The organism is Streptomyces ardesiacus (assembly GCF_003112575.1).
GTDB classification, from domain to species: Bacteria; Actinomycetota; Actinomycetes; order Streptomycetales; family Streptomycetaceae; genus Streptomyces; species Streptomyces ardesiacus.
This window is the reverse complement of the sequence record NZ_BEWC01000003.1, coordinates 379,956-394,544: the sequence shown is the minus strand read 5'-3', so window position 1 is coordinate 394,544 and position 14,589 is coordinate 379,956. Positions and strand designations below refer to the sequence as shown.

Sequence of the window (14,589 nt, the reverse complement as noted above, 5' to 3'; positions counted from 1 at the left end):
CGGAGAGGTGCGCATCCCTACAAACTTTGCGATCGGTAAACCCGCTGGGAAAACGCGGAAAGCCCTCTCAATTGTTCAGGTTTCGCTGTGACTTGAGTCACAAGGGGCGGTAATTGTTGACCCTGTGTACCGAGTGCGGAGCGCGCTGTGATTCAGTGGCGGGGAACCTGCAAGGGCACCATCAGTAAAGGCGCCGAAGAGAACCCTTGATTCACTGCGAGGTCTCGGGGGGAGGGCGAGCATGGAGACCGACTCGGAGCCCTATGTCCGCCTGGCGTCCCTGCGGCAGTTGCACCAGGCCATGGCCGACATGAACAAGGCCCGCAGTCTGGCCGACACCCTGCAGGCCGTCGCCGACGGCGTCGTCCGGGCCCTCGGGTACGAACTGGCGTGCGTCAATCTGGTCGGGCCCGACGGCGACCTCGTCGTCGCCGCCTTCGCGGGCAACCAGGCCGCCGAGGCGCTCATCACCGGCCGCTCGGGCTCCCGCGCGTCCTGGGACCGGCGCCTGAACATGGGCGAGCAGTGGGGCGACCTGATCTTCATACCCCACACCGAGGGCTGGGTCCTCGACGACGACGACGTCCCGCAGTGGTACACCGACGGCCCCGCGCCCCGCTTCGAGGACGAGTGGCACCCCTCGGACCGGCTCTTCGCCCCGATGTACGCGCCGGGCCCGCAGGGCGGCGGCAGCAGCGGCGAGCTGATCGGCGTCCTGTCCGTGGACCGGCCGCGCAACGGCCGCCGTCCCGGCGCCTGGGGCCGCGAGGCTTTGCAGATGTACGCGTTCCAGGCCGCCATCGCGATCAGCAACGCACGGCTCCGCTCCAACATGCAGCGCGCCCTGGTCCGCCTCGAGCGCGACCAGCAGGCGCTCAGGGCCAGCGAGGAGAGCTTCCGCCAGGCCTTCGAGTACGCCCCCTCCGGCATGGCCATCGCCGAGATGGGCGGCGACCAGCACGGCCGCATCCTGCGCACCAACGACGCGCTCTGCCGCCTGCTGGGCCGCCGCGCCTCCGCGATGCGCCGCTACGCCTTCTCCGACCTCGTGCACCCCGAGGACATCGGCACCCTGCTGCGCACCTCCGCCGAGGGCGGCCGGGCCGAGCTGCGGCTGGGCCGCCGCGACGGCACCTACGTCTGGGTCTCGCTGCGCAACAGCGTCGTCGCCGACGCCGCCGACGGGCCGCGCTTCCTGCTCACCCACGTCGAGGACATAGAGGAGCGCAAGCGCCGCGAGCTCCAGCTCGCCCACCGCGCCTCCCACGACTCCCTCACCGGCCTGCCCAACAGCGCCGAGCTGCGCTCCCGGCTCGCCGCCCGGCTGTGCCAGCGCCCGCAGTCCTCGCACGCGGCGGTGGCCGACGCCATGGACGCCGCCTACGGGCACTCCGCCGTCTTCGACTCCGGCGGCCACACCTTCGACTTCTCCGCCGCCCCCGAGCCGTACGGCGCCTTCGACCACCACGTGCACGCCGTGGCCCCCGCGGACGGCCGCGACGACGGCACCAAGGGGCTCGCGGTCCTCTTCTGCGACCTGGACGGCTTCAAGTCGATCAACGACCGGTTCGGGCACAACGCGGGCGACGCCGTGCTCATCGAGGTCGCCCGGCGGCTCAGCGGCGGCGTCCGCGACGGCGACACCGTGGCCCGGCTCGGCGGCGACGAGTTCGTGATCCTCGCCAACGGGCTCGGCCGGGCCGACGCCGAGGACCTCGCCGTACGGCTGCGCAACGAGATCATCCAGCCGATCCGGGCCGAGGGCCGGGCCGTCCGCGTGGGCGCCAGCTTCGGCATCGGGTGGGCCCACTGCGGCATGACGGCGGACGAAGTCCTGAAGTCGGCTGACGAACGGATGTACGTCGAGAAACGATCTCGTCCCAAACAGCACCGCCGAGCCGGATGATCAGCAGGTCAGCGCGTTGATGCGGTCTGGGTCACCCGTTCGGGTCAGCGGGAGCGGGTAGGCTCGCTCTCTCACCCACCCGTACCACGCACCGCATCTGGTTAGGAGACCAAGGGATGACGCCCGGCAACAACGGCGCGAGCACGCCCGAGGACGACGACCCCTTCGGCTACCTCTACGCCGACGGGCAGGCCAACGGGGCCCAGCCGCCGTCCGGTGGCTACGGCTACCCGAACTCCGTCAACCGGGTGCGTCCCGTCGGCACACGGCAGTACGGCGCACCGCAGGGCCAGGCCGCCCCGCCCCAGCAGGGCGCCTACGGCCAGCCGCAGGGGGCGTACGGACAGCCGAACGCGCACTACGCGGCGCCGGAGACCTTCCCCGGCGGTGGCGGCCCCGGTGCCCCGCAGCAGCCGTCCGGGCGCGGCGGGGGCGGCGGGCGCCGCGGCCCCAACACCAAGGGGCTGCTGATCGGCGCGGTCGCGGTCGTCGCCGCCGTGGTCATCGGCATCGTCGTGGCCATGACGAGCAGCGGCACCGACGACGACAAGAGCGGCGACGAGGCGGGCGGCGGCACCACCCCCACCCAGTCCCAGAGCACCGAGCCGAGCCCGTCGGCGAGCGACGACGACGCCGAGAAGGAGGTCGACCTGCCCTCCGCCGACGCGAAGGCGATGCGGCTCGGCGGTCCGGCCTCCCTCGCCTCGGACGTCGAGGGCGCCGAGTCGGACGGCGGCGTCTACGTGGCCAACCTCAACCAGCCGGGCGCCTCGGTCACCTGGACCGTGAACGGCATCCCCGAGGACGGCCTCTACACCCTCTTCACCACCTACAGCGCGGCCGGCGAGGACCAGTCGATGACCCTCACGGTCAACGGCAAGGAGTTCGGCAGCAAGCTGAACCTGGGCAACTTCGCGCAGGCCAAGGACGGCGACTTCGCCAAGGGCTGGACCAAGACCTACGCCTGGCCCACCCTCAACAAGGGCACCAACACCATCACCCTGTCCTGCACCGACGGCGACAAGTGCGACGTCCTGCTGGACCAGTTCTCCCTGAAGAAGGGCCAGGTCAAGAACTAGCGGCGCCCGCGCGTCCTTCAGGCCGCGCCCGCCTCCGCCGTCACCGCGACTCCGCGGCCGAGCAGTTCCTCGTAGGCCGCCCGGTCGAACTCGCCCGCCACCGGAGCCCGTACGGTCGCCGCCGACAGCGCGACCGCGCGGGTCAGCCGGTCCGGCCAGGGCAGGTGCTCCACCAGCCCGGAGAGCAGGCCCGCGACCGCCGAGTCGCCCGCGCCCGTCGGGTTGCCGTGGACGTGGGCCGGCGGGGCGGCGCGCCAGCGGCCCTCCGGGGTCACCGCGAGCAGCCCCTCGGGGCCCAGCGAGGCGACCACCGAGCGGGCACCGCGGCGCCGGGCGGCCTGCGCGGCGCGCTGCGGCTCGTGCGAGCCGGTCAGCTCGGCCAGTTCGTCGGCGTTCGGCTTGATCAGGTCCGGGCGGGCCGCCAGCCCCCGCCGCAGCGGCTCCCCGCTCGTGTCGAGCAGCACCGGCACGCCCGCGGCCCGCGCGGCCCGCACCAGTCCGGCGTACGCGCCCACCGGGACGCCCGGCGGCAGGCTGCCGCACAGGGCCACCGCGGCGGCGCCGGTCAGGAGGTCCTCGTAGGCCCCCTGGAAGGCGTTCCACTCGGCGGGCGCCACGGCCGGGCCCGGCTCGTTGAGCTGGGTGGTGTCGCCGGTGCGCTCGTCGACGACGGCGACGGTGCGCCGGGTGGCCCCCTCCACCGGCACCAGCGCGTCGGTCACCCCGTGCACGCCGGTGAGGTGCTCGCGCACGACGGCGCCGGTGGTGCCGCCCGCGAAGCCGGTGACCGTCGCCTCGTGCCCGAGGGCCGCCAGCACCCGGGCCACGTTCAGCCCCTTGCCGCCGGGCCGCTCGGTCACCTCCGTCACCCGGTGCGAGGCGTGGGGCCTGAGGCCCTGGACGCGGTAGGTGATGTCGAGCGCGGTGTTGAGAGTGACGGTGAGGATCACCGTGCCGACCTCCCCCGATCGTGTGCTGCTGGGCGTGCCCGCGGAGCGGCGCTCCACGACACGATCATGCCAAAAGGCGGGCGGTCGGCCTAGGGGGCGGCGTCCGGACGGGGGCTTTCCGGAGCCGGACGGGGACGGATCAGCCCAGGTGGGGATCGACCACCCAGGAGCCCTGCCGCATCACGCCCACCAGGTCGAAGGCGTCGTCCAGGACCACCAGGTCGGCGTCCTTGCCGGGCTCCAGGGAGCCGATGCGGTCGTCCAGGCCGAGCAGCCGCGCCGGGTTGGCGGAGATCGCCGCGACGACGTCCCCGACGGGCAGCCGGTCCACCGTCACCGCCCGCTTGAAGGCGCGGTCCAGCGTGAGCGTGGAGCCCGCGATCGAGCCGCCCTCCACCAGCCGGGCCACCCCGTCCGCGACCTCGACCTCCAGCGGACCGAGCAGGTACCGGCCGTCGCCGAACCCGGCCGCGTCCATCGCGTCGGTGATGAAGGCGACCCGGGCGGCGCCCGCGTGGTGGAAGGCCAGCTGCAGCGCGGCCGGGTGCAGGTGCGTGCCGTCGTTGATCAGCTCGACGGTGATCCGCTCGTCCTCCAGCAGCGCCGTGATCGGACCTGGGGCGCGGTGGCCGACCGGGGGCATGGCGTTGAAGAGGTGCGTGGCGACCCGGGCGCCCGCGTCGATGGCCTGCACGGTCTGCTCGTACGTCGCGTCGGTGTGCCCGACGGCCGCGATCACGCCGTGCTCGACGAGCAGCCGTACGGAGTCCAGGCCGCCCGGCAGCTCCGTCGCCAGGGTCATCATCTTCGCGTGGCCGTGCGCCGCGTCGATCAGCTTGCGGACCTCGGCCGGGTCCGGGTGGCGCAGCAACTGCTCGTCGTGGGCGCCCTTGCGGCAGGGGGAGATGAACGGCCCCTCGAAGTGGATGCCAACGATGTCGCCCTGCTGCGCGAGTTCGGCGAGCATCCCGGCGTGCCGGGCGAGGAAGTCCAGCTCACCGGTGACGGCGGAGGCGACCACCGTGGTGGTGCCGTGCCGCCGGTGGGTCTCGACGCCCTTGAGGATCTCCTCGGCCGTGCCGCCGGCGAAGGAGGCGCCGCCGCCGCCGTGGTTGTGGAGGTCGACGAAGCCGGGCACCACCCAGTGGCCCGACAGGTCGACGACCTCGGCCTGCGGGGGAGCGGTGTCCGCGATCCGCGTGCCGTCGACGACCACGCGGCCGTCGTCCACGGTCCCGGTGGGCAGCACCACCCGGGCACCGGCGAGAACCTTGCTTGGGGCCATCAGGTGGTTACCTCCGGGGAGTCACGGTCGTGGGAGCCGTGGAAGTCGGGTCGGCCGTGGAAGCCGTGTCGGTTGGTGCGGCCGTGGCCGCCGTGCCTGTCGTGGCGGTGGCGGCCGGGGCGGCACCGGCAGTCGGAGCAGCGGTGTCGAGCAGGTCCCAGGCCATCAGCCCGGCACCGAGGCAGCCGGCGGTGTCCCCGAGTGCGGCGGGGACGATCTCCGGCAGCTTCTGGAAGGTGACGCGCCGCCGGACGGCGTCCCGCAGCGGTGTGAACAAGGTTTCCCCCGCCTCGGCGAGGCCGCCACCGATGATCAGGACCCGCGGGTCCAGCAGGGTGAGCGCGGTGACCAGCCCGTCGGCGAGCGCGTCCACGGCGTCCCGCCACACGGCGAGCGCGCGGGCGTCGCCCGACTCGACGGCCTTGGCGCAGTCGGCGGCGTCCGCCTCGGGGTCGCCGCAGGCCTCGGCCCACGCCTGGCTGACCGCCGACGCGGACGCGAACCGCTCCAGACAGCCCCGCTGCCCGCACGGGCAGGCGATGCCGCCGGGACGGACGACGACGTGGCCGATCTCGCCCGCGAAGCCGTGGGCGCCCGCCTCCACCCGGCCGTCGATGCCGATGGCGCCCGCGATCCCCGTGCCCAGCGGTACGAACAGGAACCGGTCGGCGCCCCGTCCGGCGCCGATCCGGCCCTCGGCGAGCCCACCGGTGCGCACGTCGTGGCCGAGGGCGACCGGGATGCCGCCGAGCCGCTCGCCGAGCAGCCCGCGCAGCGGTACGTCGCGCCAGCCGAGGTTGGCCGCGTACACGGCGACGCCCTGCTCGGCGTCGACGATGCCGGGGACGGCGACGCCGGCGGCACGGGCCGGCTCGCCGAAGCGGTCGGCGCCGTAGGCACGCAGCTCGGCGGCGAAGTCGAGGATGCCCGCGACGACCGCCTCGGGTCCCCGCTCGCGGCCGGTGGCCCGGCGGGCCTGGTGCAGCAGTTCGCCCCCAGGTCCCGCCAGGGCGGCCTTCATCCCGGTGCCGCCCACATCGAGGGCGATGACATGTCTCACGGGGACAGTGTGGCCCGTCCACCCGGGAGAGGTCTAGTCCACTCACGTGGTGTAGACCTTAATCCGGTAAGCGGACAGACGCAGGGTTGGGGATTCAGGGTGCGGCGGCGTAGGACAGGAACGATCGCGGTGGTGTCCGCACTGGGCATGACGGCGGTCCTCGGCGGCTGCGGGCTGACCGGCGACTCGGACGGGGTGACCCTGAAGCTGGTCGCCGCCGACTACGGCGACGGCAAGGAGAACAGCTCCCAGAAGTACTGGGACGCGCTGGTCGAGTCCTACGAGGCGAAGAACCCCGACGTGCACGTGGACGTCACCGTCTACTCGTGGAACGACGTCGACCGCAAGGTCCGCGAGATGGTCGAGGCGGGCAGGGCGCCCGACATGGCGCAGATCGGCGCCTACTCCGACTACGCGGACGAGGGCCTGCTCTACCGGGCCGACGACGTCCTCTCCATACCGGTCCAGGCCGACTTCGTCTCCCAGCTGGCCGGCGCCGGCCAGGTCAACAACGTGCAGTACGGCCTGCCCTTCGCGGCCTCCACGCGCGTGCTCTTCTACAACAAGACCCTCTTCGACAAGGCCGGACTCCAGCCGCCGAAGTCCTGGGACGACCTCGCGAAGGCCGCCGAGGCGCTGGAGGAGGAGGGCGTGAAGTACCCGTACGCCCTGCCGCTGGGCCCCGAGGAGGCGCCGGCCGAGACGATGCAGTGGATGCTCAGCGGCGGGGGCGGCTACACCGACGACGTCGGCACCTACTCCGTCGACTCCCCGCAGAACGTCACCACCTTCACCTGGCTGCGCGACGAACTGGTCGGCAAGGGCCTCACCGGACCCGTCGCCCCGGGCCGGCTCAACCGCGCCGCCGCCTTCGAGGCCTTCGCCAACGGCGACGTGGGCATGCTCAACGGCCACCCCTCGCTGATGAAGGCGGCCTCCGAGAAGGGGGTGAAGTACGGCATGGTGACCACCCCGGGCATCGACGGCGAGAGCAGGAACACCCTCGGCGTCTCCGACTGGATGACGGCCTTCAAGAAGAACGGCCACCAGGAGGAGGTCGGTGACTTCCTCGACTTCGTCTACAGCGAGGAGAACGTCCTCGACTTCTCCCGCGAGTACGGCCTGCTGCCGGTGACCACCTCCGCCTCGCGGACCATGAGCACGGCGGCGGAGGACCGGAAGCTCAAGCCGTTCCTGGACGAGCTGCTGCTCTCCCAGCTCTACCCGGTCGGCAAGACCTCCTGGGCCTCGGTCAGCGCGGACGTCAAGAAGCGCATCGGCGAGGCGGTCGCCCCGGGCGGCAGCCCCAAGGAGGTCCTCGGCCAGATCCAGACGACGGCCGTGCGGGCCGGCAGCGAGGGGTAGCGGCCCGCGTTGTCGGTGGCGGGCGTTACGGTGCCGTACATGGACCCGGGAGAGCTGGCCGAGCGGGAGCTGAGCATCCTCGCGATGGAACGCCGGGGCTTTTCCGGCCCCGGCGCCAAGGAGCGCGCCGTCCGCGAGGAGCTGGGCCTGGCCCCCGTCCGCTACTACCAGCTCCTCAACGCCCTCCTGGACGACCCCCGCGCCCTGGCCGCGGACCCGGTCACGGTCAACCGCCTGCGCCGCGTACGCGACTCCCGCCGCGCGGAGCGCTGAGCCGCCCGCGCGGGCGGGGCAGCGGCCCACGGCGCGCGGGCGCCGGCACGCCCGGCGGCCCGCCCCGGCCGGTCTCAGGGGTGGGCATGGGGGCCGGGGGCCCGCGCCGGTCCGTGGGATGTGCTGATGTGCGGACGTGCTGATGTGTGTCGGGCGGAGCGCCGCCCCGCCGGGCCGGCCGGCGGAGGGGCGGCAGAGCGGCACCGGTACGCCGGGACGCGGCCGTCGTGGCGTGGGCGGATGTGAGGCGTGCGCCCGGCCCCCGCGGGATAGGTTCCCGGTATGGGCAGCCACCAGGACTCCACCCGAGACGACTCCCCACACTCCCTGCCGACGCCCGCGACGGCCGCCGGACGCGCAGGACTGGACGCCTTCCTCGCCGACCCCGGCCGGGCGGTGGTCGTGCTCGACTTCGACGGCACGCTCGCCCCGATCGTGCCCGACCCCGACCAGGCCCGCGCCCACCCGGATGCCGTGCCGGCGCTCGCCGCCCTGGCCCCGAAGGTCGCCTCCGTCGCGGTCCTCACCGGCCGCCCCGCCGAGGTCGCCGTCCACCACGGCGGCTTCGCGGGCGTCCCCGGCCTGGACCACCTCGTCGTCCTCGGCCACTACGGCGCCGAGCGCTGGGACGCCGCCACCGGGACCCTCGCCACGCCCGCACCGCACCCCGGCGTCGCCGCCGTCCGCGCCGAACTGCCGGGGCTGCTGGAGCGGACCGGGGCCGCGGCCCGGGGCACCTGGACGGAGGACAAGGGCCACGCGGTCGCCGTCCACACCCGCCGCGCCCCCGACCCGCACGCCGCCTTCGAAGCCCTGCGTGCCCCCCTCGCCGACCTGGCCCGGCGCCACAGCCTGATCGTCGAGCCCGGCCGCATGGTCCTGGAACTGCGCCCGCCCGGCATGGACAAGGGCGCGGCGCTGCGCTCCTACGCCCACTCCCTCGACGCGGCCTGCGTCCTCTTCGCCGGCGACGACCTCGGCGACCTCCCGGCCTACGCGGCGGTCGACACCCTCCGCGCCGAGGGCACCCCCGGGCTGCTGGTCTGCAGCGCCAGCGACGAGGTGACGGAACTGCGCAAGCGCGCCGACGTCGAGGTCCCCGGCCCCGCCGGTGTGGTCGCCCTCCTGGCGGCCCTCGCCCACCGGCTGGCCTGAGACAACGTCACGGACGGTTCCCCCGCCTGTCACAGACGTGTCCGGACCCCGCGGGCGGGGCAACCCGGTCTGCCGCCCCCACGCTCTTGCACGCCGTAGAGCCGCTCAGTGAGGCCCAAGACCGTGGAGGAACCCGTCATGTCCGCTCGTACGACCCCGATGCTCGCCCTCGCCGCCGTGGCCCTCGGCCTGGCCCTCACCGCCTGCGGCAACGGCGGCGGCGGCGGCCCCTACGACGCCCTCGCCTCGGGCTCCCCCACCGCCACCGCGACGGGCACCGCGCAGCCCCCCGCCGCCGGCGACTCGGCCCCGGCCGGGGGGAGCGCCACCGGCGGCACGTCCTCGCGCACCCCGGAGGAGTCGAAGCCGGACCGGGGGCAGAAGTGCACGGACCGGGTGAACTACGCGGGCGACCCCAGGCCGAACGCGGAGATCAACTCGATCGGCGAGGAGACCGGCACCTGCCCCGAGCCGCAGTCGGGCGGCACCCCGTCCGGCACCCCGAAGCAGGACGGGGTGAAGTGCACGGACCAGGTGAACTACGCGGGCGACCCGAGGCCGAACGCGGAGATCAACTCGATCGGCGAGGAGACCGGCACCTGCCCGCCGGTCCGGGCCGAGTAGCCCGTCAGCCGCGCAGCGCGTCCAACTGCTCCAGGAACCACCGCGCCGGGGGCAACGCGGTACCGGCGGCGGCCAGCCGCTCCGACCGCTCGGCCCGTTCCCCCGCCGGCAGGCCGAGCGCCGCGTGCAGCGCGTCCGCCGTGCCCACCACGTCGTACGGGTTCACGACCACCGCGTCCGCGCCCAGCTCCTCGTACGCCCCGGCCTCCCGCGACAGCACCAGCGCGCACCCCTGGTCGGAGACGACCGGCACCTCCTTCGCGACCAGGTTCATCCCGTCCCGGACGGGGTTGACGAGTGCCACGTCCGCCAGCCGGTACGCCGCCAGCGACCGCGCGAAGTCGTCCTTGAGATTCAGCACGACCGGCGTCCACCCCGGGGTGCCGAACTCCTCGTTGACCGCGTTCGCCACCCGCTCCACCTCGGCCGTGTACTCCCGGTACACGGCGAGGTCCTGCCGCGAGGGGTAGGCGAACGCGACGTGCACGACCCGCTCGCGCCACTCGGGCCGCCCGGCCAGCAGCTCCCGGTAGGCGAGCAGCCCCCGCACGATGTTCTTGGACAGCTCGGTCCGGTCCACCCGCACGATCGTGCGGCGTCCCTCCCCGATCTCCGCCCGCAGCTCCGCCATCCGTTCCTCGACGTCGGCCTCGTGCGAGCGCTTCCGCAGGAAGTCCCCGTCGGCGCCCAGCCCGTGCACGCCGATCTCCGTGCCGCCGAGCCCGCCCACGACGGCGTCGCAGCAGGCGGTGAACGCGTCGGCCCAGCGCCGGGTGAGGAACCCGAGCCGGTCGGCGCCCAGCATCCCGCGCAGCACCTGCTCGGCGATGTCGTCCGGCAGCAGCCGGAAGTAGTCCACCGGGGCCCACGGCGTGTGCGAGAAGTGGCCGATCCTGAGGTCCGGACGCAGCTCGCGCAGCATCCCCGGCACCAGCGTCAGGTGGTAGTCCTGCACGATCGCGACGGCGCCCTCGGCCGCCTCCTCGGCCAGTGCCTCGGCGAAGGCCCGGTTGTACGCCTCGTAGGAGGCCCACTGCCGCCGGAACTCCGCGTCGAAGACCGGCTCCAGGGGCGTCTGGTACAGCATGTGGTGCACGAACCACAGCACCGAGTTCGCGATCCCGTTGTACGCGTCCGCGTGCACGTCGGCCGGCACGTCCAGCATCCGTACGCCGTCCTCGCCGACCCCGCGCCGCACCGCCTCGCGGTCGCCGTCGCCGAGCGCCGAGCACACCCACAGCGCACCGGCGTCGGGCCCGATGGCCGACAGTCCCGACACGAGCCCGCCACCACCCCGTTTGGCGTGCAGCGACCCGTCCTCCCGCACCTCGTACGAGACCGGCCCCCGGTTGGAGGCGACCAGCACCTGAGCAGCACCGAAGCTTGAAGCCATACGCCTCAACCTAGCCCGGCCCCACGCACCTCAAACGTTCCCCGGCGTCACCCCGACGACGATTCGGTCACGCCTCTTGTGGGGGAACTGTGAACGGGCCGAGGATATGCGGTGCACATTTCAACTTCTTGGGGGGCGGGCGCACCATGCCCATACGCATCCGTACACGACACCGGCGCACGAGCGGACTCGCCGGCGCGACGGCACTGGTCGCGGCGTGCGCGCTGACCCTGGCGGGCTGCGGCGACGGCGACGGCGACGGCGACACGAGCACCGGGGCCCGGGCGGCGGCCGCGACGGCCACCGCCACCGCCACGCCGAGCGACAGCCCCACCCCCGAGGCGTCCCCCAGTACCGGGACCGCGACGCCCACCCCGACTCCGACGCCGACCCCGACCGCCGTCACGCTGCGGGACCTCACCGGCCGCACCATGGGTTCGGCCGTCCTCGCCGCCAAGGGCGCGCACGTCGACTACACCGTGCGCCTCCAGGGCACCGGACAGCGGGCGTCCTCCTGGGGCCTCGACGAGAAGGTCTGCGAGCAGAGCGGCGGCCCCGGCGCCGTGACCTTCACCGTTCCCCGCGACGGCCGCGACTGCGCCGGGCGCCTGCTGCACACCCCGCCTCCGGCCCCGTTGCCGACGAAGGCCCCGGGCGGCGCCACGGGCGGAACCGGCGGCGGCACCGGGGGTGGCGGTACGAGCGGGGGCGGCGGGGGCGGCGCCGTGTGCGAGCTGAAGAGCCCCGCCGGCAACTGCTACGCCGACGGCCAGTTCTGTGCCGACAAGCACCACGGGCTGAGCACCCACGGCCGCGGCGGCGAGTACCTGACCTGCGAACGCGACTCCGGCGGCAGGTGGCGCTGGTCGGACGGCGTCCCCGGCTGAGGCCCGGCGCTCAGGCCACCCGCCGGGCCGCGTACTCCGCGATCTCCGTCATCGGCGGGCGCTCCTCGGTGTCCACGGTGTAGGTGCGCGGCTCGAAGCCGTCCACGCCGCGCTCGAACTGGGTGAGCGTCGGGCGGACCAGGTGGCCGCGGGCCAGGCGGAGCTGGGCGGTGCGGTAGATCGCGGCGGCCATCCGGCCCAGGGCCCGGCCGTCCTGGTGGCGGTGGACGCGGACGCCGACGTCGACCTGGGCGAGCGCGTCCAGGCCCACCAGGTGCAGGGCGTCGACCAGCATGCCCAGCTCGACGCCGTAGCCGACCGGGAAGGGGAGCCGTTCCAGCAGGGAGCGGCGGGCCGCGTACTCGCCGCCCAGCGGCTGGACGAAGCCGGCCAGCCGCGGCCAGTGCATGTTGAGCAGGGGGCGGGCCATCAGCTCCGTGACCCGGCCGCCCTGCCCGGGAGCCGTGCCCAGCGGGCGGTCGTACATGGCCTTGACGAGGTGCACGTCCGGGTCGGTGAGCAGCGGGCCCACGATCCCGGAGACGAAGTCGGCGGAGAACTCCCGCAGGTCGGCGTCGACGAAGCAGACGATGTCCCCGCCGGTGACCAGCAGCGACCGCCACAGCACCTCGCCCTTGCCCGGCAGGGCGGGGATGCGCGGGAGGATCGCGTCCCGGTGCTCGACGCGCGCTCCCGCCGCCGCGGCGACCTCCGCCGTACGGTCGCCGGAGCCGGAGTCCACGACCACGATCTCGTCGACCAGCGGAACCCGGAGCATCAGCTCCCGCCGGATCACCGTGACGATGTCGCCGACCGTCGCCTCCTCGTCCAGGGCGGGGAGCACCACGCTGACCGACTGCCCGGTGGCGCGCTTCGCGGACAGAAGGTGCTGGACGGGCCGGTCCCCGGCGGACCAGGAGCGCGCGTTCAGCCAGCGCTCGACTTCTTCCAGCACGTCCGGTGACTCCTTTGTGATCCATCTCGCCTTACGGACGACTATCTCAACCGTCCTGGCCTTCGGTTACAGTCTTGAACAACGCGTGGGACCACCGCATGCCGGGGTCGCCGCGCGCACAACCGAACAACAACCACATACCGCTCATCCAGAGGGGCAGAGGGATACGGCCCGATGAAGCCCCGGCAACCCTCCAGCCGGCTCTTGTCACACAGACGTGGCGAGGCTCCCGGCTAGGGAAGGTGCCAAATCCGTCTCACGGCGAGATGCGTCGTGAGGAAGATGAGGAGAAAGGGCCTCGCCTCCATGGCTGTGCAGACTGCCGAAACCGCCACGAACACCACGAACCCCGCGGTCGACCTCGGCCCCGCCGCCGCCCTGAGCTGCCGGGAGTGCGGCCACAAGGTCCCGCTCGGACCGGTCTTCGCCTGCGAGGAGTGTTTCGGCCCCCTCGAGATCGCCTACGACTTCTCCGCCTACGACGCCGACGAGCTGCGCAAGCGGATCGAAGCGGGCCCCGCGAACATCTGGCGCTACGCCCCCCTGCTCCCCGTCCCCGCCGACGTGGCGACCAAGCCGAACATCAACCCGGGCTGGACCAAGCTCGTCCAGGCCGACAACCTCGCCCGTGAACTGGGCGTCACCGGCGGCCTGTACGTCAAGGACGACTCCGGCAACCCGACGCACTCCTTCAAGGACCGCGTCGTCGCCCAGGCCCTGGAGGCCGCCCGCGCCTTCGGCTTCACCACCCTGTCCTGCTCCTCCACCGGCAACCTCGCCGGTGCCGTCGGCGCCGCCGCCGCCCGGGCCGGCTTCCGCTCCTGCGTGTTCATCCCGCACGACCTGGAGCAGGGCAAGGTCGTCATGGCCGCCGTCTACGGCGGTGAGCTGGTCGGCATCGAGGGCAACTACGACGACGTGAACCGCTTCTGCTCCGAGCTGATCGGCGACCCGGCGGGCGAGGGCTGGGGCTTCGTCAACGTCAACCTGCGGCCCTACTACGCCGAGGGCTCCAAGACCCTCGCCTACGAGATCTGCGAGCAGCTCGGCTGGAGGCTGCCCGACCAGCTCGTCGTGCCGATCGCGTCCGGCTCCCAGCTCACGAAGATCGACAAGGGGCTCAAGGAGCTGATCGCGCTCGGCCTGGTCGAGGACAGGCCCTACAAGATCTTCGGCGCGCAGGCCGAGGGCTGCTCGCCGGTCTCCACGGCGTACAAGGCCGGTCACGACGTGGTCCGCCCGCAGAAGCCGAACACCATCGCCAAGTCCCTGGCCATCGGCAACCCGGCCGACGGCCCCTACGTCCTCGACATCGCCCGCCGCACCGGCGGCGCCGTGGAGGACGTGACCGACGAGCAGGTCGTGGACGCGATCAAGCTGCTCGCCCGCACCGAGGGCATCTTCGCCGAGACGGCCGGCGGCGTGACCGTCGGCGTGACGAAGAAGCTGATCGAGAACGGCGTGCTGGACCCGTCGCTCACCACGGTCGTCCTCAACACCGGTGACGGCCTCAAGACCCTCGACGCGGTGGCCGGCACCGGCCTCACCGCCACGATCCGCCCCACCCTCGATTCCTTCCGCGAGGCCGGCCTTGTCTAGGGGCCCGGCTCCCTCGTTCCTCACCTGCGGGCCGCATGTGGCCGGCCGCGCAGTCTTC

13 protein-coding genes and 1 riboswitch are annotated in these 14,589 nt (G+C 73.5%); of the genes, 8 read left to right on the top strand and 5 right to left on the bottom strand.

Annotated features, from left to right (window positions below):
* The first annotated feature begins 241 nt into the window (after positions 1-241).
* Positions 242-1,906: a diguanylate cyclase CdgB gene (cdgB, locus tag Sdi02f_RS14655; RefSeq protein WP_030399394.1), complete on the top strand. Its 1,665-nt coding sequence runs from the start codon at positions 242-244 to the stop codon at positions 1,904-1,906.
* A 116-nt stretch (positions 1,907-2,022) separates the two neighbouring features.
* Positions 2,023-2,985 carry a carbohydrate-binding protein gene (locus Sdi02f_RS14650; protein ID WP_030399393.1) on the top strand — a complete coding sequence of 321 codons (963 nt, stop codon included), beginning with the start codon at positions 2,023-2,025 and terminating at the stop codon, positions 2,983-2,985.
* A 17-nt stretch (positions 2,986-3,002) separates the two neighbouring features.
* Here the strand turns inward: Sdi02f_RS14650 and Sdi02f_RS14645 are convergent, their stop codons facing one another.
* The 3 genes from Sdi02f_RS14645 to Sdi02f_RS14635 form a co-directional block, all read right to left on the bottom strand.
* Positions 3,003-3,935 carry a 1-phosphofructokinase family hexose kinase gene (locus tag Sdi02f_RS14645; RefSeq protein WP_108933432.1) on the bottom strand — a complete coding sequence of 311 codons (933 nt, stop codon included), beginning with the start codon at positions 3,933-3,935 and terminating at the stop codon, positions 3,003-3,005.
* Between the two features lie 139 nt (positions 3,936-4,074).
* Positions 4,075-5,220, bottom strand: a complete 1,146-nt coding sequence (gene nagA / locus Sdi02f_RS14640; RefSeq protein ID WP_030399391.1) for an N-acetylglucosamine-6-phosphate deacetylase — start codon at positions 5,218-5,220, stop codon at positions 4,075-4,077.
* A gap of 7 nt (positions 5,221-5,227) precedes the next feature.
* Positions 5,228-6,280 carry an ROK family protein gene (locus Sdi02f_RS14635; protein ID WP_078886515.1) on the bottom strand — a complete coding sequence of 351 codons (1,053 nt, stop codon included), beginning with the start codon at positions 6,278-6,280 and terminating at the stop codon, positions 5,228-5,230.
* Positions 6,281-6,379: 99 nt separating this feature from the next.
* Here Sdi02f_RS14635 and Sdi02f_RS14630 point away from each other — a divergent pair, with 99 nt between their 5' ends.
* From Sdi02f_RS14630 to Sdi02f_RS14615, 4 genes are all read left to right on the top strand, one after another.
* Positions 6,380-7,645, top strand: a complete 1,266-nt coding sequence (locus tag Sdi02f_RS14630) for an extracellular solute-binding protein (RefSeq protein WP_107062320.1) — start codon at positions 6,380-6,382, stop codon at positions 7,643-7,645.
* Positions 7,646-7,684: 39 nt separating this feature from the next.
* Positions 7,685-7,918: a DUF3263 domain-containing protein gene (locus Sdi02f_RS14625; RefSeq protein ID WP_030399388.1), complete on the top strand. Its 234-nt coding sequence runs from the start codon at positions 7,685-7,687 to the stop codon at positions 7,916-7,918.
* 282 nt (positions 7,919-8,200) lie between these two features.
* A complete protein-coding gene (gene otsB, locus Sdi02f_RS14620) occupies positions 8,201-9,073 on the top strand; it encodes a trehalose-phosphatase (protein ID WP_108933391.1) in 873 nt (290 codons plus the stop codon).
* Between the two features lie 138 nt (positions 9,074-9,211).
* Positions 9,212-9,697, top strand: a complete 486-nt coding sequence (locus tag Sdi02f_RS14615) for a hypothetical protein (RefSeq protein ID WP_108933390.1) — start codon at positions 9,212-9,214, stop codon at positions 9,695-9,697.
* Between the two features lie 4 nt (positions 9,698-9,701).
* On the opposite strand, the gene Sdi02f_RS14610 is transcribed toward Sdi02f_RS14615, so the two are convergent.
* Positions 9,702-11,090 carry an alpha,alpha-trehalose-phosphate synthase (UDP-forming) gene (locus Sdi02f_RS14610; protein WP_030399385.1) on the bottom strand — a complete coding sequence of 463 codons (1,389 nt, stop codon included), beginning with the start codon at positions 11,088-11,090 and terminating at the stop codon, positions 9,702-9,704.
* A gap of 146 nt (positions 11,091-11,236) precedes the next feature.
* On the opposite strand from Sdi02f_RS14610, the gene Sdi02f_RS14605 reads away from it, so the two are divergent.
* Positions 11,237-11,977, top strand: a complete 741-nt coding sequence (locus tag Sdi02f_RS14605) for a hypothetical protein (protein WP_108933389.1) — start codon at positions 11,237-11,239, stop codon at positions 11,975-11,977.
* Between the two features lie 10 nt (positions 11,978-11,987).
* Here the strand turns inward: Sdi02f_RS14605 and Sdi02f_RS14600 are convergent, their stop codons facing one another.
* Positions 11,988-12,932 carry a glucosyl-3-phosphoglycerate synthase gene (locus Sdi02f_RS14600; protein WP_030399383.1) on the bottom strand — a complete coding sequence of 315 codons (945 nt, stop codon included), beginning with the start codon at positions 12,930-12,932 and terminating at the stop codon, positions 11,988-11,990.
* 141 nt (positions 12,933-13,073) lie between these two features.
* Positions 13,074-13,221, top strand: a riboswitch (SAM riboswitch).
* A 17-nt stretch (positions 13,222-13,238) separates the two neighbouring features.
* Between Sdi02f_RS14600 and thrC the strand changes: the two genes are divergently transcribed.
* A complete protein-coding gene (gene thrC / locus Sdi02f_RS14595; protein ID WP_030399382.1) occupies positions 13,239-14,531 on the top strand; it encodes a threonine synthase in 1,293 nt (430 codons plus the stop codon).
* Positions 14,532-14,589 lie beyond the last annotated feature (58 nt).

Coding starts and splice junctions, on each gene's coding strand:
- cdgB (WP_030399394.1), top strand. CDS start 242: ATGGAGACCGACTCGGAGCCCTATGTCCGCCTGGCGTCCCTGCGGCAG.
- Sdi02f_RS14650 (WP_030399393.1), top strand. CDS start 2,023: ATGACGCCCGGCAACAACGGCGCGAGCACGCCCGAGGACGACGACCCC.
- nagA (WP_030399391.1), bottom strand. CDS start 5,220: ATGGCCCCAAGCAAGGTTCTCGCCGGTGCCCGGGTGGTGCTGCCCACC.
- Sdi02f_RS14625 (WP_030399388.1), top strand. CDS start 7,685: ATGGACCCGGGAGAGCTGGCCGAGCGGGAGCTGAGCATCCTCGCGATG.
- otsB (WP_108933391.1), top strand. CDS start 8,201: ATGGGCAGCCACCAGGACTCCACCCGAGACGACTCCCCACACTCCCTG.
- Sdi02f_RS14615 (WP_108933390.1), top strand. CDS start 9,212: ATGTCCGCTCGTACGACCCCGATGCTCGCCCTCGCCGCCGTGGCCCTC.
- Sdi02f_RS14610 (WP_030399385.1), bottom strand. CDS start 11,090: ATGGCTTCAAGCTTCGGTGCTGCTCAGGTGCTGGTCGCCTCCAACCGG.
- Sdi02f_RS14605 (WP_108933389.1), top strand. CDS start 11,237: ATGCCCATACGCATCCGTACACGACACCGGCGCACGAGCGGACTCGCC.
- thrC (WP_030399382.1), top strand. CDS start 13,239: ATGGCTGTGCAGACTGCCGAAACCGCCACGAACACCACGAACCCCGCG.